Origin of the sequence: Pseudomonas viridiflava, from assembly GCF_900602065.1 — a bacterium.
Lineage (GTDB): Bacteria > Pseudomonadota > Gammaproteobacteria > Pseudomonadales > Pseudomonadaceae > Aquipseudomonas.
In genome coordinates, this window is record NZ_UWFN01000263.1 from 259,437 (window position 1) to 286,276 (window position 26,840).

Sequence of the window (26,840 nt, forward strand, 5' to 3'; positions counted from 1 at the left end):
TGACCAGCATGGAATTGCCCTTTTCACTCGATGCCCGCTCAAGCTTTGATGATCCGCTGCTAGACGGCCTGCTGATTCTCTGCCGATTGCATGACGGTGCCGCCAGCCGAACCAGCCTGAGTACCGGGCTGCCCCTGGCGGAGCAGCGTTTGAGTGCCGACCTGCTGCCGCGTGCGGCAGCCCGGGCAGGGTTGCAGGCGCGCTGGCTGCGCCGCGAACTCAACGCGATCGACGCCTTGAGCCTGCCGGTTTTACTGCTTTTGGACGGGCAGCGCTGTGCGGTACTTCGCAGTTGGGGGGAGGACGGCCGGGCGTTGATCCTGCCCTGCGAAAGCGAGGGTGGCGAGCAATGGGTCACTCGCGAGGAGCTGACCAAAAGCTACAGCGGCCAGGCACTGTTCGCCCGTCCGCGCCATGAACTCGAGGACCTGCGTGCGCCGCTGGTACCACGGGTCAAGGCCTGGTTTCGCGATACGCTCAAGTTGTCCCGTGGTCTGTACAGCGACGCGATTCTGGCCAGCCTGTTGATCAACGTACTGGGCTTGATGGTGCCGCTGTTCGTCATGCAGACCTACGATCGAGTGGTACCCAACCAGGCCACGTCGACCCTGTGGGTGCTGGCCATCGGACTGCTCATCGGCACAGTGTTCGAGCTCGGTCTGCGTCTGATTCGTGCACATCTGCTGGATCAGGCCGGGCGTAAAACCGACCTGATTCTGTCCGCCACGCTGTTCGAGCGCATCGTGGGCATGACCATGAAAGCACGCCCGGCGACCATTGGCGGCTTCGCTCAAAGCATCCATGACTTTCAGGGTCTGCGCGAATTCCTGACCGCAGTGACCCTGACCAGCCTTATCGATCTACCCTTCGCTGCATTGATGTTGGTGGTCATCGGGTTGCTGGGTGGCTGGCTAGTATTGATCCCGCTGATCGCTTTCCCGCTGACGATCGTCTTCGCCTGGCTGATCCAGATCCGCCTGCGCGACACCGTGCAAAAAAGTCTGACCCTGGGTGCTGAACGCCAGGGCCTGCTGATCGAAACCCTGGGCGGCCTCGAAACCCTCAAGGCCTGCGGCGCACAGAGCCAGCGGCAACACCAATGGGAGAGTACCCACGGCGCCCTGACCCGCCTCGACGGCCACGCCCGCAACCTTGCCGCGCTGGCCAGCAACGGCACACTGTTCGTTCAGCAATTCGCTGGCATGGCAACGATTGTTGCCGGAGTCTACAGCATCATCGCCGGTAACCTCAGCGTTGGTGCGCTGGTCGCCACGTACATGCTCGGCAGTCGCGTACTGGCTCCACTCGGGCAAATCGCCGGTTTGATTACGCGCTATCAGCAAGCGCGACTGACCATGACCAGTACCGACGCCTTGATGACGCTGCCTCAGGAAACCCAGGCGGAGCAAAAGCCCCTGCAAAACAGCGCGCTATTGGGCGGGCTGTGCATGGATCAGGTGAGCTTTCGCTATGCAGCCAAAGGGGCTGAAGCGTTATCGGCGGTCAGCTTCAAGGTCCGCCCCGGTGAACGGATCGGCATTATTGGCCGCAGCGGCTCCGGCAAGAGCACGCTGGCAAGATTACTGATGGGGTTTTACCCGCCCGATGCAGGTCAGGTCTTACTCGACAACCTCGACCTGCGACAACTGGACGTCGCTGATGTACGCCAGCAGATCGGCTATGTCGCTCATGACTTGCCCTTGTTGTCCGGCAGCCTGCGCGACAACCTGACCCTGGGCGCTCGCTACATCAGTGATTCACGCATGCTTGAGGTGGCGCGCCTGACCGGCGTTGATGAGCTGGCCCTGCGGCACCCGCAAGGCTTCGACCGGCCAGTCGGTGAGCGCGGGCAGTTGCTCTCCGGTGGTCAACGACAAACAGTCCTCCTGGCCCGCGCGCTGCTGCTCGACCCACCGTTGTTGCTGCTGGACGAACCGACCAGCCACATGGACAACAGCAGTGAAGATCAACTGCGCCAACACCTGTACGAACTGCTACCGGGCAAGACCCTGCTGCTGGTGACCCATCGCATGTCGATGCTGACACTGGTTGATCGCTTGCTGGTCATGGACAACGGCAAGCTCGTCGCCGACGGCCCCAAAGACGCTGTAATCGAAGCACTGCGCAAGGGCCAGATCGGCCCGGGCGCGGTTTAAGGAGCATCACTTATGCCCGCCTCTACTTCTCCGCGTTACTTCAATCCGCGCCTGCGCGACGACCTCGAATTCATGCCGTATCTGGCCGGCGCCATGGCTCAGGACTCGCCACGCAAATCGCGCATCACCGTCTGGGTGGTCGCAAGCCTGATGCTGACTGCGCTGGTCTGGGCCAAATTCGCCGTACTTCAGGAAGTCACCATGGGCGAAGGCAAAGCCATTCCTTCGAGCAAAGTGCAGATTATCCAGAACCTGGAAGGCGGCATCGTCACCGGCATTTTTGTCCGTGAAGGGCAACTGGTGAACAAAGGCGACACGCTGTTGCGTCTGGATGACACGCGCTTTCTTTCCAACAAGGGCGAAAGTGAAGTTGATCGCTACACCTTGAGCGCTCAAGTGGAACGTCTTTCAGCGGAGTCGCAGGGCTGGCCGTTCAAGCTTTCGGACGAGATCGTCGCCAAGGCGTCGCAAACGGCGAGGGATGAGTTGTCACTCTACCAATCCCGGCAGCGCCGCTTGACCAGCGAGCAACGTACGCTGAACGAGCAACTGCGACAGAAGACTCAAGAACTGGCCGAGTTTCGCGCCAAGCAAGAGCAGTACCGCAGCAGCCTGGGACTGGTTCAGCAGGAACTGAACATGTCGTCGCCACTGGTGGCCTCCGGTGCCGTCTCACCAGTGGAAATCCTTCGTCTGAAACGCAGCGCAGTGGATATCAGAGGCTCTCTGGAAGCCGCGACGCTAGCCATTCCCCGGGCTGAAGCCGCGATCAACGAGATCAAGAGCAAGGTGCAGGAATCAGAAATGACCTTCCGCTCGGACGCGTCGAAAGAACTCAATGAGCGGCGTTCAGAGCTGGCGAAAATCACCGCCACCAGTGTTGCCATTGACGACAGGGTCAGCCGTACGACCGTGGTATCGCCGGTGCGCGGCATCGTCAAGATGCTCAAGGTCAACACCATTGGCGGCGTGGTCCAGCCAGGCAGCGATCTGGTGGAAATAGTGCCGCTGGAAGACAACCTGTTGATCGAAGCAAAAGTGCGACCGCAGGACGTTGCCTTTCTGCACCCGGGCCAGAAGGCCATGGTCAAGTTCAGTGCTTACGACTACACGATCTATGGCGGGCTCCCGGCAAAGCTTGAACTGATCGGGGCGGACACGACGACGGATGACAAGGGCAACAGCTTCTATCTGATTCAGGTGCGCACCGATCGTAATCACCTGGGCAGCGACGACAAACCGCTGCTGATCATCCCCGGCATGATCGCCACCGTGGATATCATCACCGGCGAGAAAAGCGTGATGGACTACTTGTTGAAGCCGGTATTGAAGGCGAGGACAGAGGCGATGCGCGAGCGGTGATGGTTGGCTCCCGGGTTGAATCAGCCCGAAGTCCGAGGACCTAAAATCGCTATCGCGAGCAAGCTCGACTCCTACAGGGGTATGCCGTCGACTGTAGGAGTCGAGCTTGCTCGCGATAGCGTCGGTGCTGCCATCCCAGCACTTACTTCTTCTTATCCCGGGCAAACGCTGCTTCCAGCGCTTCGTTGAGGGTGCGCAGGACCTTCACCCGCGCCCAGCGTTTGTCATTGGCTTCAACCAGTGTCCACGGCGCAATTTCGGTGCTGGTGCGATCGACCATATCGCCCACCGCTTCACGATACTGCGGCCATTTTTCGCGGTTGCGCCAGTCTTCGTCGGTAATCTTGTGACGTTTGAAAGGGATCTTCTCCCGGGCCTTGAACCGGTCCAGCTGGGTTTTTTCGTCAATGGCCAGCCAGAACTTGACCACCACGATTCCGGCGTCGGTCAGTTGCTCTTCGAAGTCGTTGATCTCGCCATAGGCTCTTAACCAGTCAGCCTCGCTGCAGAAACCTTCGACCCGCTCCACCAGCACCCGGCCGTACCAGGAACGATCAAACACTGTGAATTTGCCCCGCGCCGGAATCTGTCGCCAGAAACGCCATAGGTAGGGCTGAGCGCGCTCGTCTTCACTGGGCGCGGCGATTGGCACAATGTTGTATTGGCGTGGGTCGAGCGCCGCCGCCACCCGGCGAATTGCCCCGCCCTTACCTGCCGCGTCGTTGCCTTCGAACACTGCAACCAACGCATGTTTACGCATGCGCTTGTCGCGAATATTGCCCGACAGCCGCGCCTGTTCGGTAATCAGTTGCTCTTCGTAATCGTCCTTGTCCAGGCTCAGGCTCATGTCGAGGCTGCCCAGCAGGGTTACTTCATCGTGGTTATGCGCCAGCGGCCCAATGCTCAGCGGTTGCGAAGTGGCCTTGGGAGCGTTCAACGCCGCTTGCATGCCCTCAAGCAGCAAACGGCCCACGGTCAGGCTGCGGTAATACGGATCAACACCCTCGATGACGTGCCACGGCGCATACTCGCGACTGGTGCGCCGTAGAACACGCTCACCGTAACGGACAAACTTGTCGTAGGTTTTGGATTGCTGCCAGTCGAGCGGGCTGATGCGCCAACTGTGCAACGGGTCGTCCTTGAGCTGTTTGAGGCGCGATTTCATCTGTTTCTTCGACAGATGAAACCAGAACTTGAAAATCAGCGCGCCTTCATCGGTGAGCATTTTTTCAAGACGCTCGGAGCCATTGATGGCCTGATCCAGCACCGCATCCTTGAATAACCCGTGAACTCGCCCCTGCAGCATCTGGCTGTACCAGTTGCCGAAGAAAACACCCATCCGGCCTTTGGCGGGCAATTGCCGCCAATAACGCCAAGCGGTGGGATGCGCCAACTCTTCATCCGTCTGCTGATCAAAGGTGCGTACCTCGATATAACGAGGGTCCATCCATTCATTCAACAGCTTGACCGTTTCGCCCTTGCCCGCGCCTTCAATGCCATTGATCAATACGATGATCTGGCGCTTGCCCTGCTCATGAAGATCGTATTGCGCTTCCAGCAACGCCTCGCGCAAAGCCGGAACTTCAGCGTCGTAAGTTTCCTTGGCGATGACGTGACCGATTTCAGCGGATTCGAACATGCATGACTCCTCTCTGGCCTGGACCCTGTAAACATCTGAAACGACGTTAATCCCTGTAGGAGTGAGCTTGCTCGCGATGAGGTTTTGTACGTTGATAGATATCGTCTGACGTGGCGCTATCGCGAGCAAGCTCACTCCTACAGGTCCTCCACCTGCTTAAGACTCGGTAATAACCCTGAGACTAATCCATCCCCGGCAAAGTTGCCGGGGATGGATCAATGAATCAGAACCATCGTTGGCGCATGTTGTGGATCAATTGCTCAAGCAGAGCCTTTTCGGCCGCGTTCAGACTGGCGATCAGCGCTCGGCCCTGTCGGTCGTATTCATCGTTATCAATCGGCGGGTTGGCGATCAGTTGTTCAAGCTCATGATTCTCCCGAACCACAGCTTGCAGGTCGTTCGCAAACTGGGCAGCGACCAGACGTGCGTTGACCTCGCTGCGCCGACGCAGGTCCTCGGCAATATCAATGGGTGGGTGTTCCTCGAGGGCATCCATTTGCTCCCTGATGGAAGCAGTCACCCGCACCAGGTCAGCCTGATGCTCCGCGCGCAAGCGTTCGGTCCAGCGACGATCAGCCAGCGCGTAGGTGACAAACTCATCGCCGATTTCGCGCTCCAGCACCAAACGCCGCGCCGCAAGAATCGCCTGACGATCCACCGAAGCCAGTCGGCTCCAGGCCATGCTCAACGGCTGACCCGGCAAGTTCAAATCGGGAGCCAGACCGATTCGATACGCCATACGGACTTCGGCATGGTCAACATGAACGCCGCGACTTTCCCTGCTGGCGATTTCCAGATCGGCGATGGCCTGTACCTCATTCAGACGAAACAGGCCACGCATGACCCGAAACAGCACTTCGGTATGCTGCGCCTCAGGTACTTCCTGCAACTCCCTCTGGGCATAAACTGCCACCTGGATGTCGCTGAAAATAAGCCTCGCGCCGTCCTCGCAGGTCTGATCAGCACCAAACAGCCGATCATTGGCCATGACTTCCAGCTCAGCACGCAGCGTCGGATTTTCCGCCGCTGCTTCGAGCACCCTCATCACGTCATTGGCCAGCTCTTCATGAAAGCGCTGGAAATCCGGAGCCTCTTGAAGGCGCTGCAGCAATATCAGCAGGTTGGGCGCATCCGCTGCCTCTTCCACCGTTTGCCAGGCAACGCTCAACCTTGAATTCAGTTCAGTGCGCCCTTCGACAACCCAGATATCCGCCACGGGCACAGGGGGCGCAAGAGGCGTATGACCAGCGTTGTGGGTATGCCAATCAACATCCTCGTCCGACGAGGCTTCGTCATCGCTGGAGGTGGTATCCACCACCAGGTCACGGATATCCTCCGGGAAGTCGTATTCAAGACGATAGGTCATGTCGTAACCGCGATCATTGACCCAGAACCTGCGCAGTTCCTCATTATCGATAGGGTTGTCATACGCATGAATGGTCATCTGCGACGGCTGCCCCATGCTGTTATCGAGGATGTAATCTGGCAGATGCACAATCTGGTTGTCGCTGATATCCAGCGTCTGCAAAGGAAGGCTGTCGACCCATGCGGGCCACTGAGTCAATCCCGTTTCGTTGAGCCAGAGTGTTGAGATACGCAGGCGACCGACGTCGGTAATTTCCCCGAGTATATTACCGGTCAGATCAAGGTCATCCAGAGCCCGCATCCTCATGAACAGGTCCATGGACTGCTGATCAATGGTCAGCCCCATGCGTTCAAGTGACAAGTGAACCAAATCCTCCATACCCGCTATGCCCTCAGGTATTGCAGTCAAACCACGGCCGAGTATTTCCAGCCGGTTAACCGCGGGAAAACGTCCCAGGAAGCGGTTGATATCCTCAGCTTCACCCGTGACAGTATTCAGTGTCAGATAATGAACCTGCGAATAGTGGGCAGGCAGATCGGGCATATCGGAAAGCCCGGTAAGGTCGAGGTTCTCCAGCAAGAGGTTTCTGGAGTGCATAGGCGATAGCAGATCACTGAATCGCCAGGTACGCCCCAACGCATCCGCGACGACCCGGCGAACAGCCAATCGCTCGTTGCTGATTGAAGGTCCGGGACCGCTAGGGTTTACCCAACCTTCCAGCGCACTGCGCATCACTTCCCAGGACTGCAATCTGGCCCGGGTCATTTCCACCAATTGCGGAATGTCCCAGCCCCGCAACATCAGATTTTGCACATGGGTTGCCAGATCGGGCGCTTCCGGATAAAGGATGTTCATCGCTGTAATCAAGTCAACAGACTCAACTGGCAAATCGGGCAGCGCCGCACCTCGCCCGCTCAACTCGTAACCCAGCCGCCGATCCGCCAGACGTGTCGGGCCACGGAAACCGGGAGTGATTTCCTGCAGGCCAAGCGTCTGCGCTACCCGCCCGCGTTGCCCGGTTGCCTCACTGACAATGCGTTTACTCAGCGCAGCGGCCTCTGTGATGCCGATGTCACGCAGTACATCGCCGGGCAATGCGTTCACCACAGCCGTAAAGAATTCCCCCTGAGGTGCCAGTTCTTTACCAGTCGTATCGCAAGGCGTGTAGCGATTGCCCTGCTTGACAAGAATCCGGCGTCGAGTGGTGGAGCGCTCGCCCACGCCCTCCAGCAAGGGCCCGCCAAACGCACCATCCCTGATTTCAATCCGCAGGTCAGCAGGCCATCCCGGCAGCTGCTTCAACCCATGCAAAGACAGTTTCAGCGTGTCGGGGCTGCCCGCCCTCGATTGCAGAAAAAAGCCCTCCAGGGCCTGATTGATCCGGGTTTGCTGCAAATAACCACGCGCCCTTCCGGCAATATTCACAGGGATTGACTGCGTTGTTTGCATTGCCCCCAATTGCTCCGCACTGGCTTCAAGCAGTAACTCGCGGGCTGCTGCTCCGGTCATCCCCGGGAAATCCCTTCTTATCAGTTGCACCAGAGGGTCATTGCTGGCTTCGCGCACTTGATTGAGACGCTCAAACAGCAACGGCGCAGACTCGGCGTTCATCTGCATCACACGCTCGTTCAGCGCGAAACGTTCAACGGTATCCGTCAACGCTCCGGGCGGTGGCTGATTCTCAAGATGCAACGTGGTGAGCAACGCCTGATCAGTACCGGTTACGCTCAGAACGTCTTCAACGGCTTGCGCGGACAAATCCGTCACCGAGTAGCCCAGACGCCGGAACGAGGTTTTCAAATCCCACAGCAACGGGTTTTCACCTTCATGTCGCCAGGCGCCTGCACTGTTGTGCTCCAGTTTTGGAGAAAAACGCCTGCCGCGAGGCGGCTTGATTCGCCATTTATTCAGTGCAGTGTCCAGCTCTACCCGATAGAACCGGCCTTGCAACCCGATGTATTTGACGCCTTGGTGTTCAAAGATACCTTCTGCGCTGGGCGTCGCACCCGTCGGCAGCGTGATATCGACAGCGAAGGGCTTGGGGTCCACCGACCATAGGCGCATCTGGCCATTGTCCAGCTTGACCGGGATCATATTGCCCACAAACGAGGAGTCCTTGATCGCTGGCAGTTCACCTGAAGACGCGGCTTTACCCGCAGCAGCAAACACTGCAAGCATTGCCAGGTTTTCCGCAACGCTGGCCAGGTGTTCAAGGGCCTGATCCATATCGCCGAGCGCCCATGCTTCGACGCCTTCAAAGGTATCGACCAGCAGTTGCGCCCCCGCGACGACCATCATGAGTTCGCCCAGCACCGGCACGAACAAAGCAGCCAGATTGGCCACGTTCATGCCTAACGCCAGGCAGTGAGCCAGCCGCGCACGACGTGACGCTTCATCTTCATCGCCGGTAGGCACAGCCAACGCTCTGGCATCGTCCTTGATGCGCAGCATTCGCTGAAAATACAAATACTCCAGCAGTGGATAAGGAATGGTCTCGGCGATCGGTTGCAGATCGGCATCTGCATCGACCTCTGGCACCAGCCACATTCTGGGTATCAACCCTGTATCCCCTGGCACCCGACGCTCGCGCATCGGCGTCAAGCACGCACGAAGCCTGCCGAGAAACTCGGCCCTGCGCCGCTGCGCAATAAAACCGGAGAAATAACGCTGATAGTCGCCAGCCCTCAGTTTTGTGCGCAGCTCTTTCACGAACTGATCCAGTGAATCGTATTCCTTGAGGGGGGCCGTCGGGTCGCCCGGCATATACACCACACAGCCGCTCAGGCTGCGGGCCTGGAACACCAGAACGTCGCGCACGGAAAAACCGAGCAGCGTCAGATGCTGGATATCCAGGGCCTGCGCCCGCCCCTGCTCCGCCCGGTGCCCGATGGCTGACAGGACTGAACGATAAGCCTCCCAGGAAAGCACATCGCGCCCTTGCATGTAGGCAAGGTGCGCCTCGACATACAAGGCATTACGCACTTGATGACTCAGCACATCCTTGATCTGCGTAGTACCCAGCGCACCCGTCGCCAGCGGGCCTGAAACCGGCTCCAATACAGACTTGAGATGATTCTGGTATTGACCGCCAATATCCAGGCTTCGACATAACGCCATGAACTTCGCTGGCGATACCTTCAGGGCATGAGGGTAACTGGCACCCGAAGCGAAGTTCGCAAGATTGGGCTTGCCGTGATAAATCACCGAGTCGCCAGTGACTTCATCAACCTCCTCCTGATGGTAGTTCTGCAACGCAGCTTCCAGTAACGATTGCACGGTAAAGCGGCGCTCCACCAACTTGCTTGGCAGCGGCAACCAAGTGTCCGCAAAACGGACATGGCGAAAGTGATCACGGTCGATATCCAGGCCCGGCCCGAATGCCTCGTTGAGCGCACGGGTCAGTAAAGGGCGGGCGAAGGCCATTAGATCCTGCATACCGCTCAGGGCCTTGCTCACCTGCTCGCGAAGGTGATGGCTGCGCAACATGTCGCGATGCAATCGCTGACGCAGTTCAGCGGTGGTATAGACGTACCAGGATGGCAGGGTATTTTTGATGTGACGCTGGTGGGGTTGGATTACAGGTTTTCTCATTGCATGACTCCTATAGAAGAGTCTGCACGTGATCAGGTTTAGTCGTGCCTAAGGGGGTAGATAGTTAATACCAGCATGGGGCTTTGCGGCTTCATGCCAGGCCATACACTCCGGCTATCCCTTTAGAAGATCGTACCGAAGCCCTGAAACGGCGTTGTCGTTCAGCAAACACTGGACGTGCGGGACCGGATTCATCCGGGAAAAGGCCAGTGCATCCGGCACATCATCGTCGGCTGGAATGCAGCCTTCCCGGATAAATCCGGTCCTACACAGACTGTGTGAAAACGTAGCGAGCGACGGCAAGACAAGGCAAAAACAGGCGAAAAACGGCCGGGGTCGCGTCCGACTCTAGGTGTTCTAAATGAGCATTTTTCGCCTGTTTTTAACGCAGTATTGTGCGCGTAGCACCGAAGGTGCCCAGCCTGCAGTAGTTTTCACACAGTCTGCACAGGTCCTGTGTAGACTCAGATAAATTTAGTGTTATTTGCCAAGCAATCGCCCAGAGCCCCCGACAGCGCTCGCCCGCAACCTTCAGCAGCGCCTACAGGTGTGGTGCTTGCTGCGCTAAGATGCACGCCCCCGCACACAAGCCGAGCCATACCGTGACCATCACCCGCCATGCCCAGATCGACTGGGACGAACAGGGCAACCCTCTTTCCCGGGAGTTCTCCGACGTCTACTTCGCGACCGGGGCAGGCCTTGAAGAAACCCGACACGTATTTCTGGTGCAAAACGATCTGCGTGATCGTTTCAGCGCATTGCCGTTGGGCGGTCGGTTGGTGATTGGCGAGACGGGCTTCGGGACCGGGCTGAATTTTCTCTGCGCCTGGCAACTGTTCGCCGAGTGCGCCCCCGCATCGGCCCGACTGCACTTTGTCAGCGTCGAAAAATTCCCGCTGAGCCAGTCAGACCTCAAGCGCGCCCTCGCACTGTGGCCAGAGCTGTTGCCCTTTTCCGAGCCGTTACTGGAGCAGTATGTGGCGGTGCATGAGGGTTTTCAGCGTCTGGTGTTCGACGACGGACGCGTGACGCTGACCCTGCTGATCGGTGATGTGCTGGACATGCTGCCGCAGCTGGACGGGCAAATTGACGCGTGGTTTCTGGATGGCTTCGCTCCGGCGAAAAACCCGGAAATGTGGACACCCGAGTTGTTCGCCGAACTGGCCCGACTGGCTGCGCCGAACTCGACGATTGGTACCTTCACCAGTACTGGCTGGGTACGCCGTGCGCTGAATGCCGCACGCTTCAAAATGAAGCGAGTGCCTGGCATTGGTCACAAATGGGAAGTGCTGCGCGGCACCTTCCTTGGCTGGCCGGAAGAGGCACCGCCAGTGCCAGCGAGCAAACCCTGGTTCTCCCGCCCTGCGCCGCTGACCGGCGACCGGAAAGCACTAGTCATTGGCGGCGGCATGGCTGGCTGCACCACCGCTGCAAGCCTTGCGGCAAGGGGCTGGCGAGTGACCTTGATAGAACGCCACAGCGACCTTGCGCAGGAAGCGTCGGGTAATCCACAAGGTGTGCTTTACCTGAAGCTATCGGCCCACGGCACGGCGTTGTCGCAACTGATACTCAGTGGTTTTGGTTATACCCGGCGCATTCTCGAACGTCTGCAAAGGGGCGTGGACTGGGATGCCTGCGGTGTGTTGCAACTGGCCTTTAACGACAAGGAAGCCCAGCGCCAGGCGCAACTGGCGGCGGCGTTTCCTGAAGAGTTGTTGCATCAGGTTGATCAACCGGCCGCCGAAGCACGCAGTGGCATAGCGCTGGAAAATGGCGGTTTGTTCTTCCCTGAGGGGGGCTGGGTGCATCCGCCAGCCTTGTGCCGTGCGCATGTCGGCCACGAAAATATTCGTTTGCAAACTCATCGAAACATCGTCGAACTGCGCCGTGAATCAGGCCAATGGCAAGCATGGGATGGCGAGGAGTTGCTGGATCAGGCAGAAGTCGTAGTGCTTGCCGGAGCAGCCGACATCAGGCAATTCCCCTTGAGCGCTTCGTTACCGCTCAAGCGTATTCGCGGACAGATCACGCGTTTAACGCAAACCGAGGCCAGCAAAGCGCTGAACACAGTGGTCTGTGCTGAAGGCTACGTCGCTCCGGCAAGGTTGGGTGAACATACCTTGGGGGCCAGTTTTGATTTCACCAATGAAGACTTGAGCACCACGACGGCCGATCATCTGGGCAATCTACAGTTATTGCAGGAAATCTCGGCGGACTTGAGTGAGCGTCTCGGTGTCGCTGGTTTGTCGGCAGAACAGTTAGAGGGGCGAGCTGCTTTCCGGTGTACCAGCCCGGACTATCTGCCGATCATCGGGCCGTTGGCGGACAGGGACGCGTTCGTCCAGGCTTATGCCGCCCTTGGCAAGGACGCTCGGCAGATCCCCGAAACGCCCTGCCCTTGGCTGGATGGTTTGTACATCAATAGCGGTCATGGCTCTCGTGGCCTGATCACCGCGCCCTTGTGCGCCGAGCTACTTGCCGCTTGGCTCGACAATGAGCCGCTGCCATTGCCCCGCAGTGTGGCTGAGGCGTGTCATCCGAATCGGTTTATGTTGCGGGAGTTGATTCGGGGGAAATAGTTACGACTTGGCTTGGCCTGGTCGCGCTCGGGTTCAGTGTACATATCCGTTGATGAGGTAACGGCTAGTATTGGTTGCGCTTTTACAGCGCGTCACTTTCGAAAATCCGGAAGCCGGCCCAGACAAAAGTAACCAAAGCGCTCTTGCCCCACCACTGGGTGCCTCGCTGGTGCTCGGCATGCCCGTAATCCGACATTGCTGCGTGGGGCCGCCGCCACCGGCCATCCATGGCCTGAGGCGGCTAAACCGGCATCCCTGCCGGTTAGCCCCACGCAGCAATGTCGAATTCCGGCCGGCGTGGTTTAACGGGGCGCCTCAGATCAAAATCAAAAGCAGATCAAAAACAGCGGTTTCACCGCGGAACGGTAGGAGCGAACTTGTTCGCGAGACGTCACCACAACCAACGCATTTGACATCTGACACACCGCTTCGCAGCCTTCGGCAGCTCCTACAGAAAACCGGAAAGCTCACACAACCAGGTCGGCTGTCAGGCCGCCGCGCTTCTGATTTTGATCTGAGGCGCCCCGTTAAATCACGCTGGCCGAACGCAGATTCTGAAGCGTGGGCAACCCGGCAGGACGCCGGGTTAGCCGCATTGGGCCATGGATGGCCCGTTGCGGCGGCCCACGCTTCAGGATCTGCGGGCGGGTACACCGAGCACCAGCGAGGTGCCAAGTGATGGGGCAAGAGCGTTTTGCTTACTTTTGGGCTCTTTTCAAAAGTGAGGCGCTGTAAAAGCGCAACCAATATCAGCCATGAACGCAAAAACGGATATGTACACAATATTGCTATCCTCCCCTCCCAACCCGCCAATCGAGCCCCCCATGCTTGAAGTAAAAAATGTCTTCAAGAGCTACGCCACTGCCCAAGGTCCACTGGCAGTTTTGCGTGGAGTGGATTTATCTCTGCAGAAAGGCAGCAGTCTCGCCTTGATGGGCGAATCCGGCAGCGGCAAAAGCACGTTACTGCATATGGTGGCCGGCCTTGATCAGGCCGACGAGGGGCAGATCGAGATTGCCGGGCAGCGGCTGGATCTTATGAGCGAATCACAACTCGCCAACTGGCGCCGTACGGAAATCGGCCTGGTGTTTCAGCAATTCAACCTGATCGGCAGCCTCAAGGTTGAAGACAATCTGGCATTTCAGGCGCGGTTGGCCGGGCGTTATGAGCCGCAATGGCAGGCGCAACTGGTGGAACGACTGGGTCTTGGTGACTTGCTCAAACGCTATCCCGAGCAACTGTCAGGCGGCCAACAACAGCGGGTTGCGATTGGCCGGGCGCTGGCGTCTCGACCGGGTCTGCTGCTGGCCGATGAGCCCACCGGCAACCTCGATGAAGCCACCAGCGATGAAGTCCTGCAATTGCTCCTGGACCTGCTGGCCGACAGCTCCATCAGCCTGTTGATGGTCACCCACAGCCCTCGAGTGGCCGAGCGACTGGCTCAGAAAGTGATCCTGCATCATGGCCGTCTGGCAACCGAGAGCGGTCGCTGAAGTGCGGGTTTTCTACTGGACGCTGCGGGCCCTGCTCAGCCACTGGCGACGTCACCCGGTGCAGTTTTTCAGCGTACTGACGGGACTGTGGCTGGCCACTGCGCTGTTGACCGGTGTGCAAGCGCTCAACAGTCAGGCGCGGCAGAGCTACGCCCAGGCCAGCCAACTGATCGGCGGCGAACCGCAAAGCAGTCTGGCCACCGCCAACAACGGGGCGTTCTCGCAGGACGTCTTTATCAGTCTGCGCCGTGAGGGCTGGCCGGTGTCGCCCGTGGTACAGGGCCGGATCTCCCTTCGAGGGCTGGAAGGCCGCCGTGTGCAACTGATGGGCATTGAACCGGTGTCATTGCCCAGCGGTACAGCGGTGGCCGGACAGACACTTGATCTGAACGGGATCGTTGATTTCCTCACCCCACCCGGCCAGACCTGGATCGCGACCCAGACACTGCAAGCGCTGGGCCTACATGAGGGGCAACAACCACTGACCAGCAACGGCCAGCGCCTGCCACCGCTGCACAGTCGAGTCGGCATGGCGCCCGGCGTACTGCTCACGGATATCGGCTTCGCTCAGCCATTGCTGCAGATGCCCAATCAAGTGTCACGTCTGCTGCTGCCCAAAGACTTCGCCGCGAGCAATCCGCCTTTACCAGCTGAATTGAACGGCCTGCTTCAACTGAAGAAAAGCGGCGAAGAGAACAATCTGACGCGCCTCACTGAAAGTTTCCACCTGAACCTGAACGCATTGGGCGTGCTGGCCTTCATCGTGGGTCTGTTCATTGTGCATGCGGCCATCGGTCTGGCGCTGGAGCAGCGCCGGGGTCTGCTGCGCAACCTTCGCGCCTGCGGGGTCAGCGCCAGAATGCTGATTGCAGCGCTGGGCATGGAGTTAGGGGTTTTGGCCCTGCTCGGCGGGCTGCTCGGGATTGCCAGTGGCTATCTGTTGGCGAGTCTGCTGCTGCCCGATGTTGCTGCCAGCCTGCGCGGCTTGTATGGCGCTGAGGTCGCCGGGCAACTGAGCCTGAGTCCGGTCTGGTGGCTGGGCGGCCTTGGCTTGAGTGTGTTGGGTGCATTGCTGGCTGGCGTCAGCAGTTTGCTGCGTGCGGCGCGCCTGCCCTTGCTGGCACTGGCCAACCCACAGGCCTGGCATCAGGCCCACAGCCGCTGGTTGCGCCGCCAGGGCTGGGTGGCTGGCGGTGCCGCAATCATTGCACTGGCCGCACTGGTGCTGGGTGACAGCCTCGCGGCTGGCTTTGTGTTGACAGGTGCCCTGCTGCTGGCTGCGGCTCTGGGCCTGCCGGTGGTGCTCAACAGTCTGCTCAAGGTGTTACTGGGGCGCAGTCGTTCAGTATTGGGCCAATGGTTTCTGGCTGATTGCCGTCAGCAACTGCCCGCCCTGAGCCTGGCATTGATGGCCTTGCTGCTCGCGCTGGCGGCCAATATCGGAGCTGGGAGCATGACGTCCGGCTTCCGGCAAACCTTCGGCAACTGGCTGGAACAAAGGCTGACTGCCGAGTTGTACGTCACCCCGCAAAATGCCGCCCAAGCGCCCGAGCTGCAAGCCTGGCTCGCGCAGCAACCCAGCGTTGGCGCGATACTGCCTAACTGGCAAGTGGCGGTTCAACTGGAGGGTTGGCCAGCGGACCTGTTCGGCGTGGTGGATCATTCAACCTACCGCGAACATTGGCCACTGCTGGAGGCCGCCAGCGGCGATCCGTGGGACCAACTGGTCCAGAGTGATAGCGTGATGATCAGCGAACAACTGGCCCGTCGCCTGAAACTGAGCGTCGGCGAAAGCCTGGTGATTCCCGCCCCGGACGGCCAGTGGACGCCACGCATCGTGGGTGTCTACGCCGACTACGGCAATCCCAAAGGCCACTTGCTGGTCAACGCGCAACGCTTGCTGAGCCACTGGCCACAACTGGCTGCCAATCGCTTCAACCTGCGCATCGATCCGGCCGTCGTGCCCGCGCTGGTCAGCGAGCTGCAACGACGATTCGCGCTGGACGACAACCACATCATTGATCAGACCCAACTCAAAGGCTGGTCCACGCAGATCTTTGAACGCACCTTCGCGGCTACCGCCGCGCTGAACAGCCTGACCCTCGCCGTCGCGGGCATCGCATTGTTCATCAGCCTGCTGACCCAGAGTCAAAGCCGCCTCGGCCAACTCGCGCCGTTGTGGGCGCTGGGTGTCACACGTCGCCAGTTGATGCTGCTCAACCTCGGCCAGACCTGGTTGTTGGCGGTACTGACACTGATCCTGGCCTTGCCACTGGGCTTGCTGCTGGCGTGGTGCCTGGATGCCGTGATCAACGTGCAGGCCTTCGGCTGGCGCTTGCCGCTGCATATCTTCCCGATGCAGCTCCTGCAATTGGCCGCGCTGGCACTGCTTGCCACCCTGCTCGCCTCTGCATGGCCACTGTTGAAGCTGTCGCGCACTCGCCCTGCCGACCTGCTGAGGACCTTTGCCAATGAAGCTTAACTGGCTGGTACCGCTGATTCTCCTGGCCCTTGTTGGCTGTGATAAACCTGCCGAGCCAGAACAGGGCTTCGCCGGTCTGGGCACTCAGGCAGAACAGTTCACCCCGGTCACGCCGGGCCGCCAGTTCGCCTTTCCGAAGGATCACGGCCCGCATCCGGGATTCCGCATCGAATGGTGGTACATCACCGCCAACCTCAAGGACGAGCAAGGGCAGGACTTCGGCGTGCAATGGACGCTGTTCCGCAATGCATTGCGCGCGGGTGCCGAGGGCTCGGGCTGGAATGACGGAACGATCTGGATGGGCCACGCCGCGGTGACCTCGGCCACGCAACACTACGCGGCGGAGCGCTATGCACGGGGGGGTATCGAACAGGCAGGTGTAAATCTCACGCCATTTTCAGCGTGGATCGACGAGTGGGCACTGCGTAGCGATTCGACCACGGCAGACCCGTTGGCCGACATACAATTGCAAGCAAAAGGGCCGCAGTTCGCTTATCAGCTCCACCTGACAGCCAGCAAGCCGCTGGTGCTGCAAGGCACACAGGGCTTCAGCCAGAAATCCGAACAGGGTCAGGCTTCGTATTACTACAGCCAGCCGTACTTTCAAGCCGACGGCGAACTGACTATCGCTGGCAAACGTTATCGCGTCAGCGGCCCGGCGTGGCTGGACCGGGAATGGAGCAGCCAGCCGTTGACCGCCAACCAGACCGGCTGGGACTGGTTCTCCGTGCATCTGGACAGTGGCGAAGAGTTGATGCTGTATCGCATGCGCCAAAAACAGGGCGAGCCCTACCTGACCGGAACATGGATCGGTGTCGACGGCAATACGCAGTTGTTGAGCGGCAGGGACATCAGCCTGTCGCCGTTGGCCAACACCCGCGTTGCGGGTCATGACATGCCGACCCGCTGGTCGGTAAAAATCCCTGGCAAGGATCTGGAAATCATCACCGAAGCCCTGAACCCCAAAGCCTGGATGGACCTGCAGATCCCCTACTGGGAAGGCCCGATTACCTTGAGCGGCAGCCACAAGGGCGTGGGCTATCTGGAGATGACCGGGTATTGATGGCTGCACGCCTAGAGTGCAAGTGCCTTGGATGATCCTCTGTAGGAGTAGAGCTTGCTCGCGATATGGCTGGACTCGATTTCGGGTAGACCGCGGTGTTCTTATCGCGAGCAAGCTCTGCTCCCACGGGGTAATGCATTGCAAAGTTCATACAGGAATTGAACCCAAATCTAGCCCGCACTGAAGCCCTTATAACCGATTGATCTAAAACTCCCCCGTTTCCCATGGGTCAGTTTCTGGGTGGCTGCACTTTCTCAGCCACCTTCCCCAACGGAAAACCGGTAAGGACTTATGTGCGGATTAGCAGGTGAACTACGTTTCGACCATCAACCAGCGGATCTGGCCGCTGTTGAACGCATTACCCATGAGCTGGCGCCTCGCGGCCCGGATGCGTGGGGGTTTCACAGCCAGGGGCCGATTGCCCTTGGTCATCGCCGTCTGAAAATCATGGACCTGTCGGACGGCTCTGCGCAGCCGATGATCGACAGCCATCTGGGCCTCTCAATGGCTTTCAACGGTGCGGTGTATAACTATCCGGAACTGCGGACCGAGCTACAAAACCTGGGTTACCAGTTCCATTCCGAAGGCGACACCGAAGTGTTGCTCAAGGGCTATCACGCCTGGGGCGTGGACTTACTGCCCAAGCTCAATGGCATGTTCGCCTTTGCGATCTGGAATCGCGACAAGCAGGAGCTGTTCATCGCTCGTGACCGACTGGGCGTCAAGCCGCTGTATTTCTCGCGCACTGACAAGCGCCTGCGTTTCGCATCGACGCTGCCAGCCCTGCTCAAAGGTGGCGACATCAGCGGCATGCTCGACCCGGTGGCACTCAATCACTACCTGAACTTCCACGCAGTGGTCCCTGCCCCGCGCACCTTGCTAGCCGGTGTCGAGAAGCTTGCACCTGCCAGCTGGATGCGCATTGATGCCCACGGCAAGACCGAGCAGAAAGTCTGGTGGCGCCTGCCTTACGGCCCGCATGCCGACGAAGCCAACCTGACGCTGGAAGACTGGCGTGATCGTGTGCTCGACAGCACCCGCGAAGCGGTGGCAATTCGTCAACGTGCGGCGGTTGATGTCGGTGTATTGCTTTCCGGCGGTGTCGATTCGAGCATGTTGGTCGGTCTGTTGCGTGAAGTCGGCGTCGAGAATCTGTCGACCTTCTCCATCGGCTTTGAAGATGCAGGCGGCGAGCGGGGTGACGAGTTTCAGTATTCGGACCTGATCGCCAAGCATTACGGCACCAACCACCATCAGTTGCGCATTCAGGAACACGAGATTATCGAGCAGTTGCCTGCGGCGTTTCGCGCCATGAGCGAGCCGATGGTCAGTCACGACTGCATCGCGTTCTATCTGCTGTCCCGCGAAGTGTCCAAGCACTGCAAAGTGGTGCAAAGCGGCCAGGGCGCGGACGAACTGTTCGCCGGTTATCACTGGTATCCGCAAGTGGATGGCGCTGCCGATCCGGTTGCGGCTTATCGCGATGCGTTTGTCGATCGCAGTTACGACGAGTACGCAGCCACCGTGCAGCCTAAATGGCTGACTGCCAATGACGCAGCGGGCGATTTCGTCCGTGAGCATTTCGCTCAGCCAGGTGCTGATGCGGCGGTAGATAAGGCGTTACGTCTGGACAGCACGATCATGCTGGTTGATGACCCGGTCAAGCGCGTGGACAACATGACCATGGCCTGGGGCCTGGAAGCACGTACGCCGTTCCTCGACTATCGCCTGGTGGAACTGTCGGCGCGCATTCCCGGCAAATTCAAGCTGCCCGACGGCGGCAAACAGGTGCTGAAAGAAGCAGCGCGCCTGGTCATTCCTTCGGAAGTGATCGACCGCAAAAAAGGTTACTTCCCGGTACCGGGCCTCAAGCATCTGGAAGGTGCGACGCTGGGTTGGGTACGCGACTTGCTGGTTGACCCAAGCCAGGATCGTGGCCTGTTCAACCCGGCCATGATCGACAAACTGTTGACCAACCCGGAAGGTCAACTGACGCCTCTGCGCGGCTCCAAGTTGTGGCAGTTGGCAGCGCTGAACCTGTGGCTCAGCGAACAAGGACTCTGATTAATGAAACAGCACTCGACGACCTACAGCCAGCGCCTGTTGCGCGGCCAGTCGCCTTCGTATGAACGGCTTCAAGCGCGCTTTGCAGAGGACGGCAGCGACAACGAAGCCAAGCCGCTTGCCCTGCATTGCGGCTGGGGCCGACTGCTGATCGGCCATACGTACCCTGACCCGGCCGCACTGGCCAACGAACTGCTCAACGAGAAACCTGGCGAACGCGATATTGCGTTGTATGTCGCGGCCCCGCAGCAGGTACTGGCTCAATCGCCTCAGCAATTGTTTCTCGACCCGTCGGACACGTTGCGCCTGTGGTTCAGCGATTACCGTCCCGCGCAGCGAGTGTTTCGCGGCTTTCGAATTCGTCGGGCGCAGAACAGTGCCGATTGGCAGGCCATCAACAATCTGTACATCGCGCGGGGCATGCTGCCCATCGACCCCGAATTGCTGACCCCGCGTCATCAGGGCGGGCCGGTGTATTGGCTGGCCGAGGACGAAACGACTAACGCGGTGATTGGCAGCGTCATGGGCCTCAATCACCATAAAGCGTTCAACGATCCGGAAAACGGCAGCAGCCTCTGGTGTCTGGCCGTAGACCCGCAATGCACGCGCCCCGGTGTTGGCGAAGTGCTGGTGCGTCACCTTATTGAGCATTTCATGAGCCGTGGCCTGAGTTATCTGGACCTGTCGGTGTTGCATGACAATCAGCAAGCCAAGGCGCTGTACGCCAAGCTGGGCTTTCGTAACCTGCCGACTTTCGCCATCAAGCGCAAAAACGGTATCAACGAAGTGCTGTTCCTCGGCCCGGGCCCGCAGGCGGACTTCAATCCATATGCGCGGATCATTGTCGAAGAAGCTCATCGTCGCGGTATTGAAGTACAAGTCGATGACGCTGAAGCAGGCTTGTTTACCCTTGCTTATGGCGGACGCCGAATTCGTTGCCGGGAATCGTTGAGCGACCTGACCAGCGCAGTCAGCATGACTTTGTGCCAGGACAAAAGCCTGACCCACAAAGCCCTGAAAGCGGCAGGCCTGAAGTTACCTGCGCAACAACGGGCCGGTGACGACGAGGCTGATCGGGCGTTTCTTGAAGCGCATCAGCAGATTGTTGTCAAACCGCTGGACGGCGAACAGGGTCAAGGCGTTGCCGTCAATCTGCAGACCGTCGAAGAAATGCACGGCGCCATCGAGCGCGCCAAACAGTTCGACACCCGGGTCATTCTGGAAAGCTTCCACGAGGGGCTGGATCTGCGCATTGTCGTGATCGGCTTTGAAGTGGTTGCCGCAGCCATCCGCCGGCCGGCAGAAGTGGTGGGCGATGGTCGCCACACCATAGGCCAGTTGATCGAAGCCCAGAGTCGCCGCCGTGCGGCAGCGACCAGTGGCGAAAGCAAGATCCCCATGGACGAAGAAACCGAACGCACGGTGCGTGATGCCGGTTACGAGTTCGGCAGCGTGTTGCCCATGGACGAACGTCTGGCGGTACGCCGCACTGCCAACCTGCACACCGGTGGCTGTCTGGAGGATGTAACGTCGATTCTGCACCCGGTGCTCAGCGACGCCGCCATCCGCGCCGCCCGTGCGCTGGACATCCCGGTGGTGGGCCTGGACCTGATGGTCCCGGCCGCCGATCAGCCCGAGTACGTTTTCATCGAGGCCAACGAACGCGTCGGCCTCGCCAACCATGAACCGCAACCGACGGCAGAAAAGTTTGTCGATCTGCTGTTCCCGCACAGCTTGCCTGCGCACGTGTGAATAACCACGCTTCCACAGGCCGACGTTGAACCTGTGGGAGCGGATTCATCCGCGAAAGCGACAGGTCAGTCAGCACAAAGCCATCTGACACACCGCTTTCGCGAATGAATTCGCTCCCACAGGAGATCCGACTTCGGCCTCCAGCAGCACTATGTATCTCAGGAGTACCCCCATGACGACTGCAAAAACTATCCCCGAACCGGATCTGAACTACCTGCAGAAAGTCCTGTTGGAAATGCTCGCGATCCCAAGCCCTACAGGCTTCACCGACACCATCGTGCGCTACGTCGCCGAGCGCCTTGAAGAACTGGGTATCCCTTTTGAGCTGACGCGGCGCGGCACCATTCGCGCCACCCTCAAAGGCAAGCAAAACAGCCCTGATCGGGCGGTATCTGCCCACCTGGACACCATTGGCGCCGCCGTGCGAGAGGTGAAAGAAAACGGTCGCTTGTCACTGGCACCGATTGGCTGCTGGTCGAGTCGCTTTGCCGAAGGCAGCCGGGTCAGCGTGTTTACTGACCATGGTGTGATTCGCGGCAGCGTGCTGCCGTTGATGGCCTCCGGTCATGCGTTCAACACGGCTGTCGACGAAATGCCCATCAGTTGGGATCACGTCGAGCTGCGTCTTGATGCTTACAGCACCACCAAAGCCGATTGCGAATCTCTGGGTGTAGGTATCGGCGACTTCGTAGCGTTTGACCCGCTGCCGGAGTTCACCGAGAGCGGCCATATCAGCGCCCGCCACCTGGACGACAAAGCCGGTGTCGCCGCGCTGCTGGCCGCACTCAAAGCCATTGTTGACAGTGGTGCCGAGCCGCAGATTGATTGCCACCCGCTGTTCACCATCACCGAGGAAACCGGCACCGGCGCTGCGGGAGTGCTGCCTTGGGATGTCAGTGAGTTCGTCGGCATCGATATCGCGCCCGTTGCGCCGGGTCAGCACTCAAGCGAACACGCGGTCAGCGTGGCGATGCAGGATTCCGGTGGCCCTTACGACTATCACCTGTCCCGCCACCTGCTGCGTCTGGGCTCTGAGAATGAGCTGCCGGTGCGTCGCGACATGTTCCGCTATTACTTCAGTGATGCCCACTCAGCAGTCACCGCAGGTCACGACATTCGTACCGCGCTGCTCGCGTTCGGCTGTGACGCCACGCATGGTTACGAGCGGACTCACATCGATAGCCTGGCCGCGCTGAGCCGCCTGCTGGGTGCCTACATGCTCAGCCCGCCGGTCTTTGCCAGCGACGCGCAGCCCGCGCAGTCTTCGCTTGAGCGTTTCAGCCATCAGATCGAGCACGATGCGCAGATGGAAACCGATACCCGGGTACCGAGCGTCGATAGCCTGGTGGGGCAGAACCGGGAAGAAGTCGAGTAACGCTTAGAGCGGAAAAACACCTTCACGGGAGACTCTGTGTTTGCCTGAAAACACAGAGTCTCCCGTGGGAGCGAATTCATTCGCGAAGAGGCACGTACAGTCGCTATGGATTTATGTACTGGAACACCGCATTCGCGAATGAATTCGCTCCTACCCAGACGGTGTGAAAACGTAGCGAGCGACGGCAAGACAAGGCAAAAACAGCCGAAAAACGGCCGGGGTCGCGTCCGACTCTAGATGTTCTAAATGAGCATTTTTCGGCTGTTTTTAACGCAGTATTGTGCGCGTAGCACCGAAGGTGCCCAGCCTGCAGTAGTTTTCACACAGTCTGTACCGTTCGGGTTCACAACTTCCTCCTATCTGCGTCTGGGAAAATCTCCCTGCTTTTTTCAGACATCGGCACTATCATCGCCGGGAATTGATGCGAGAGCGCCCATGCTGATCCCCCACGACCAACTCGAAGCTGACACCCTTACCCGTCTGATTGAAGATTTCGTGACCCGTGACGGAACCGACAATGGCGACGAAACCCCGCTGGAAACCCGAGTCCTGCGTGTACGTCATGCACTGAGCAAAGGTCAGGCGGTGATTTTTTTCGACCTGGAAAGTCAGCAGTGCCAGCTCATGCTCAAGCACGACGTTCCAAAAGAATTTTTCGACTGATCATGAACTGGTGTCGGGTACTTCCCCTTCAACCTTGACCTTCGACTGACTCGAAAGCCTCTTGGCAATACGCTCATAGACTTCGGCCCGGTGAACCTTGACATGCCGTGGAGCTTCAATCCCCAAGCGTATCTGATTCCCGTGAATAGCCAGGACTTGTACGGTGATCTCTTCGCCGATCGAGAACACCTCTCCTGTTTCGCGCACTATAACCAGCATATCCCTGCTCTCTTATTGTTAACCGAAGAGCAGATTGCATGGCCTGTCTCCAGGCATCAATTGGCCTGGATAAATTCAGTAACGTCCTTCATCTCCGCCAGATTTAACTGACAGAAATGTCTTACTTAACGACGAATTAGGTAGGAAAACTTACTGCGCAGACCAACGCGGACCGAGCAGAATGATGCTCGCGCCAATGACGCAAAGTGCTGCGCCCAGCCAGTCCGATGTCAGGGGCCTGACCCGCTCTATGATTCCCAGCCAGGCTATGGACGCGATGATGTAGATCCCGCCATACGCCGCATAAGCACGCCCTGCGTACGCTGCTTCGACACGGGTCAGCAAGACTGCGAACACGGTCAGGCTGATCAACGCCGGAATCACCCAGAGTGCGCTTTTGCCCTGGCGTAGCCACATCCAGAATGCATAGCAGCCCGCGATCTCAAACAGCGCCGCGAGGAAAAACCACAGGTAATTGAGCACAGAGATTCTCTTCAACGGTTGCGATGGATGGCGGCAACCGTATCAGAAAACAGGGGATGTAACGAAAGGCATGCGGCCCAAGGACAGCATCCGTCAACACCATCACGGCTGAGCCGGAATACGATTTCATATGGGAGCGGTGCTTGGTCTGGACGGCTCCCACAGAGATTGCATTTCATCGCCGGTTATCTATTCCCTACCCTGCCGCGCCTTCGCCCGCATTTTCGCGCACATGCTCGTCATCTCGTCGTACAGCGCCTGGGGGTTTTTCTGCTTCAGTTGCCAGGCCATGCGCCCTTGTTCGTGGGGGAGGATCATGAATTCGCCTTGCGCGACGTGTTCGTAGATGTAATCGGCAATGTCCGAGGCTGTAATCGGCGAGCTTTCCAGCAACTTGCCAACTTGAGCTTTCATGGCCGGCGTTGGCCCACGGAAAGAATCCAGCAAGTTGGTCTGGAAAAACGACGGACACACGACATGAACGCTCACTTCCTGCGCACTCAATTCAACCAGTAAACTCTCGGAAAGAGCCACGACACCGGCCTTGGCGACGTTGTAATTGCTCATGGCAGGCCCCTGCATCAGGGCAGCCATGGACGCAATATTGATGATCTTGCCTTTGCTCGCTTCAAGCATCGGCAAAAAGGCCTTGCAGCCTTTGACCACGCCCATGAGATTGATCGCGATCTGCCAGTCCCAGTCTTCCAGAGACAGCTCATTGAAAAGGCCTCCCGAAGCCACGCCAGCGTTATTGACGATAATGTCGATACCGCCAAACTTCTCTTCGCACGCCTGAGCCAGCGCCGTCAGTTGACTGTAGTCACGCACGTCGCAGCGCTGAACGAAGCCATCACCACCGGCCTCCCGCACCACTTTCAGGGTTTCCTGCAAACCGCCATCGTTGACGTCAGACAGTGCCAGGCGCCAGCCTTCCCGGGCCCAGCGTAAAGCGATTTCGCGACCCAGGCCGGAACCTGCACCAGTGATCATGATGCGATTTTGCATAACAAACGCCTTGTGGTTAGGGGCTCATGTTTTTACAGCGTGAGCCCAGTGTAACCACGGAAATCATCACTTCTACCCACCATCAGGGCGCTGAATGACACGGGCAAACCCACGGCCTACGTGGGCTTGCGCCATAAACGGAAGATGACCCAGCCATACACTGCGGTGTTGACCAGCAGTACTACAGCACCCAGCCACAGCTGGATCTGCGGAGTCAGGCCTGCCGGATAAATCAACGCAATCAGATAGTGCTCGATGAATCCCCCGTCATACCCTTCCCCGCCCGCGCGGGCACGTAGCGCGTTCTCCAAAGGCGTAAGCGGACAGTAAAGATGAAAGAACTCCACCACTGCCCCCCAGATCATCGCCGGTATATGCAACGCCATCACCCAGCGCCAGCGCAAAACCAGCAGTCCGCCAGACAGCACGAACACGATAAACAGCAGATGAATGACCAATACAGCATCGGCGCCCAGACGATAGAGCATGTACATGTCCTCAAGCAAAACGGCGAAAACGGAAACAGCTCCAAGTGTTTAAAGTTCAACTTGATTTCGCTCACTATAAACTTTTTTCAAAATGTAAACTTTCTCACGTTTTCGATGGACTTTTTCCGAACGCCTACAGTCGGATCATTCAAGCAGCACAAACTTTATGCCATCGGGCGGAAGCTTGAACTGTTCTAGCCATTTACCAAGAACTAAGGAAGGAAATCATCATGGGCATCGGCACTATTCTTATCATCGTCCTGATTCTGCTGTTGATCGGCGGTCTGCCAGTCTTCCCGCACTCCCGCAGCTGGGGCTACGGTCCATCGGGCATCATCGGTACCGTCCTGGTGATTCTGCTGATATTGGTGCTGTTGGGACGGATATAACGTTCCCGCACCCGCAGTAAAACAGCCCCGCTTATAGCGGGGCTTTTTATTGGATTGATAACTAACCACTTTAAGCGCTTAACTATCAGATTCACTTTTGATCTAACCACTTGATGGCAAAGTGTCTGACAATTCGACATCACGACCGCCGTAAACCGCGATGACACCTATCAAACAAAATTCAACTACCTGATTTGGAATGCGTTTCTGTAGGAGTGAGCTTGCTCGCGATTGCACCTGGTCAGACGATGATTTTTCAACAGTGCTGCCGCTATCGCGAGCAAGCTCGCTCCTACAGGCCCGTGGTTACCGCGAGATATCGCGGTGTCAGGGACGCTGGGGCAGCTCATGGTAGTAACAACTCAACTCTATGATTGGAATGCTTGTTGACTGTAGGAGTGAGCTTGCTCGCGATTGCACCTGGTCAGACGATGATTTTTCAAAAGTGGGACCGCTATCGCGAGCAAGCTCGCTCCTACAGGGCGGTGTTTGCTGGGCGACAGCGCGGTGTCAAGGACGCGGGGCAGCTCCTGGCAGTAACAATTAAACTCTATGATTGGAATGCTTGTTGACTGTAGGAGTGAGCTTGCTCGCGATTGCACCTGGTCAGACGATGATTTTTCAACAGTGGGACCGCTATCGCGAGCAAGCTCGCTCCTACAGGGCCGTGT

General features: G+C 58.5%; 17 protein-coding genes. 11 read left to right on the forward strand and 6 right to left on the reverse strand.

Features of this window, described 5'->3' with window-relative positions; all coding sequences use genetic code 11:
- Window positions 1-8 precede the first annotated feature (8 nt).
- Together EE949_RS14915 and EE949_RS14920 are read left to right on the forward strand one after the other, a co-directional pair.
- The gene (locus EE949_RS14915) at window positions 9-2,156 is read left to right on the forward strand and encodes a type I secretion system permease/ATPase (RefSeq protein WP_430735955.1); all 2,148 of its coding nucleotides are present in this window, start codon (window positions 9-11) and stop codon (window positions 2,154-2,156) included.
- A 12-nt stretch (window positions 2,157-2,168) separates the two neighbouring features.
- A complete protein-coding gene (locus EE949_RS14920; RefSeq protein ID WP_122664977.1) occupies window positions 2,169-3,518 on the forward strand; it encodes an HlyD family type I secretion periplasmic adaptor subunit in 1,350 nt (449 codons plus the stop codon).
- A 142-nt stretch (window positions 3,519-3,660) separates the two neighbouring features.
- Here EE949_RS14920 and pap read toward each other — a convergent pair whose 3' ends face one another.
- Both pap and EE949_RS14930 read right to left on the reverse strand, forming a co-directional pair.
- Window positions 3,661-5,157: a polyphosphate:AMP phosphotransferase gene (gene pap / locus EE949_RS14925; protein WP_122664978.1), complete on the reverse strand. Its 1,497-nt coding sequence runs from the start codon at window positions 5,155-5,157 to the stop codon at window positions 3,661-3,663.
- A 223-nt stretch (window positions 5,158-5,380) separates the two neighbouring features.
- Window positions 5,381-10,114: a dermonecrotic toxin domain-containing protein gene (locus EE949_RS14930; RefSeq protein ID WP_122664979.1), complete on the reverse strand. Its 4,734-nt coding sequence runs from the start codon at window positions 10,112-10,114 to the stop codon at window positions 5,381-5,383.
- A gap of 602 nt (window positions 10,115-10,716) precedes the next feature.
- Between EE949_RS14930 and mnmC the strand changes: the two genes are divergently transcribed.
- From mnmC to EE949_RS14975, 8 genes are all read left to right on the forward strand, one after another.
- Entirely contained in the window at window positions 10,717-12,693 is a 1,977-nt protein-coding gene (gene mnmC, locus EE949_RS14935) for a bifunctional tRNA (5-methylaminomethyl-2-thiouridine)(34)-methyltransferase MnmD/FAD-dependent 5-carboxymethylaminomethyl-2-thiouridine(34) oxidoreductase MnmC (RefSeq protein ID WP_122665005.1), read from the forward strand.
- Window positions 12,694-13,517: 824 nt separating this feature from the next.
- Window positions 13,518-14,186: an ABC transporter ATP-binding protein gene (locus EE949_RS14945; RefSeq protein WP_122664980.1), complete on the forward strand. Its 669-nt coding sequence runs from the start codon at window positions 13,518-13,520 to the stop codon at window positions 14,184-14,186.
- A gap of 1 nt (window position 14,187) precedes the next feature.
- Window positions 14,188-16,668, forward strand: coding sequence for an ABC transporter permease (locus tag EE949_RS14950; RefSeq protein ID WP_122665006.1), 2,481 nt, complete (start codon window positions 14,188-14,190; stop codon window positions 16,666-16,668).
- Window positions 16,658-17,731: a lipocalin-like domain-containing protein gene (locus EE949_RS14955; RefSeq protein WP_122664981.1), complete on the forward strand. Its 1,074-nt coding sequence runs from the start codon at window positions 16,658-16,660 to the stop codon at window positions 17,729-17,731. Before EE949_RS14950 ends, EE949_RS14955 begins: the two co-directional genes overlap by 11 nt.
- A 291-nt stretch (window positions 17,732-18,022) precedes the next feature.
- Window positions 18,023-19,795: an N-acetylglutaminylglutamine amidotransferase gene (locus EE949_RS14960; protein WP_122664982.1), complete on the forward strand. Its 1,773-nt coding sequence runs from the start codon at window positions 18,023-18,025 to the stop codon at window positions 19,793-19,795.
- Between the two features lie 3 nt (window positions 19,796-19,798).
- Window positions 19,799-21,547, forward strand: coding sequence for an N-acetylglutaminylglutamine synthetase (gene ngg / locus EE949_RS14965; protein WP_122664983.1), 1,749 nt, complete (start codon window positions 19,799-19,801; stop codon window positions 21,545-21,547).
- 172 nt (window positions 21,548-21,719) lie between these two features.
- The gene (locus tag EE949_RS14970; RefSeq protein WP_122664984.1) at window positions 21,720-22,922 is read left to right on the forward strand and encodes an osmoprotectant NAGGN system M42 family peptidase; all 1,203 of its coding nucleotides are present in this window, start codon (window positions 21,720-21,722) and stop codon (window positions 22,920-22,922) included.
- A 435-nt stretch (window positions 22,923-23,357) separates the two neighbouring features.
- Window positions 23,358-23,585 (forward strand): YheU family protein, encoded by a 228-nt coding sequence (locus tag EE949_RS14975; RefSeq protein ID WP_087265449.1) that lies wholly within the window; start codon window positions 23,358-23,360, stop codon window positions 23,583-23,585.
- On the opposite strand, the gene csrA is transcribed toward EE949_RS14975, so the two are convergent.
- From csrA to EE949_RS14995, 4 genes are all read right to left on the reverse strand, one after another.
- The gene (gene csrA, locus EE949_RS14980) at window positions 23,586-23,804 is read right to left on the reverse strand and encodes a carbon storage regulator CsrA (protein ID WP_122664985.1); all 219 of its coding nucleotides are present in this window, start codon (window positions 23,802-23,804) and stop codon (window positions 23,586-23,588) included.
- 150 nt (window positions 23,805-23,954) lie between these two features.
- Window positions 23,955-24,287 (reverse strand): YnfA family protein, encoded by a 333-nt coding sequence (locus tag EE949_RS14985; protein WP_122664986.1) that lies wholly within the window; start codon window positions 24,285-24,287, stop codon window positions 23,955-23,957.
- 189 nt (window positions 24,288-24,476) lie between these two features.
- Window positions 24,477-25,292: an SDR family oxidoreductase gene (locus tag EE949_RS14990; RefSeq protein WP_122664987.1), complete on the reverse strand. Its 816-nt coding sequence runs from the start codon at window positions 25,290-25,292 to the stop codon at window positions 24,477-24,479.
- A 116-nt stretch (window positions 25,293-25,408) separates the two neighbouring features.
- Window positions 25,409-25,780, reverse strand: a complete 372-nt coding sequence (locus tag EE949_RS14995; RefSeq protein WP_122664988.1) for a DUF2784 domain-containing protein — start codon at window positions 25,778-25,780, stop codon at window positions 25,409-25,411.
- A gap of 230 nt (window positions 25,781-26,010) precedes the next feature.
- Here EE949_RS14995 and EE949_RS15000 point away from each other — a divergent pair, with 230 nt between their 5' ends.
- Entirely contained in the window at window positions 26,011-26,169 is a 159-nt protein-coding gene (locus EE949_RS15000; protein ID WP_080238018.1) for a DUF3309 family protein, read from the forward strand.
- The last annotated feature ends 671 nt before the right edge of the window (window positions 26,170-26,840 follow it).

Bases quoted from the DNA above. Each gene is read 5' to 3' on its own strand.
- EE949_RS14915 (WP_430735955.1), top strand. From the start codon at position 9: ATGGAATTGCCCTTTTCACTCGATGCCCGCTCAAGCTTTGATGATCCG.
- EE949_RS14920 (WP_122664977.1), top strand. From the start codon at position 2,169: ATGCCCGCCTCTACTTCTCCGCGTTACTTCAATCCGCGCCTGCGCGAC.
- pap (WP_122664978.1), bottom strand. From the start codon at position 5,157: ATGTTCGAATCCGCTGAAATCGGTCACGTCATCGCCAAGGAAACTTAC.
- EE949_RS14930 (WP_122664979.1), bottom strand. From the start codon at position 10,114: ATGAGAAAACCTGTAATCCAACCCCACCAGCGTCACATCAAAAATACC.
- EE949_RS14945 (WP_122664980.1), top strand. From the start codon at position 13,518: ATGCTTGAAGTAAAAAATGTCTTCAAGAGCTACGCCACTGCCCAAGGT.
- EE949_RS14955 (WP_122664981.1), top strand. From the start codon at position 16,658: ATGAAGCTTAACTGGCTGGTACCGCTGATTCTCCTGGCCCTTGTTGGC.
- EE949_RS14960 (WP_122664982.1), top strand. From the start codon at position 18,023: ATGTGCGGATTAGCAGGTGAACTACGTTTCGACCATCAACCAGCGGAT.
- ngg (WP_122664983.1), top strand. From the start codon at position 19,799: ATGAAACAGCACTCGACGACCTACAGCCAGCGCCTGTTGCGCGGCCAG.
- EE949_RS14970 (WP_122664984.1), top strand. From the start codon at position 21,720: ATGACGACTGCAAAAACTATCCCCGAACCGGATCTGAACTACCTGCAG.
- EE949_RS14975 (WP_087265449.1), top strand. From the start codon at position 23,358: ATGCTGATCCCCCACGACCAACTCGAAGCTGACACCCTTACCCGTCTG.
- csrA (WP_122664985.1), bottom strand. From the start codon at position 23,804: ATGCTGGTTATAGTGCGCGAAACAGGAGAGGTGTTCTCGATCGGCGAA.
- EE949_RS14990 (WP_122664987.1), bottom strand. From the start codon at position 25,292: ATGCAAAATCGCATCATGATCACTGGTGCAGGTTCCGGCCTGGGTCGC.
- EE949_RS14995 (WP_122664988.1), bottom strand. From the start codon at position 25,780: ATGCTCTATCGTCTGGGCGCCGATGCTGTATTGGTCATTCATCTGCTG.
- EE949_RS15000 (WP_080238018.1), top strand. From the start codon at position 26,011: ATGGGCATCGGCACTATTCTTATCATCGTCCTGATTCTGCTGTTGATC.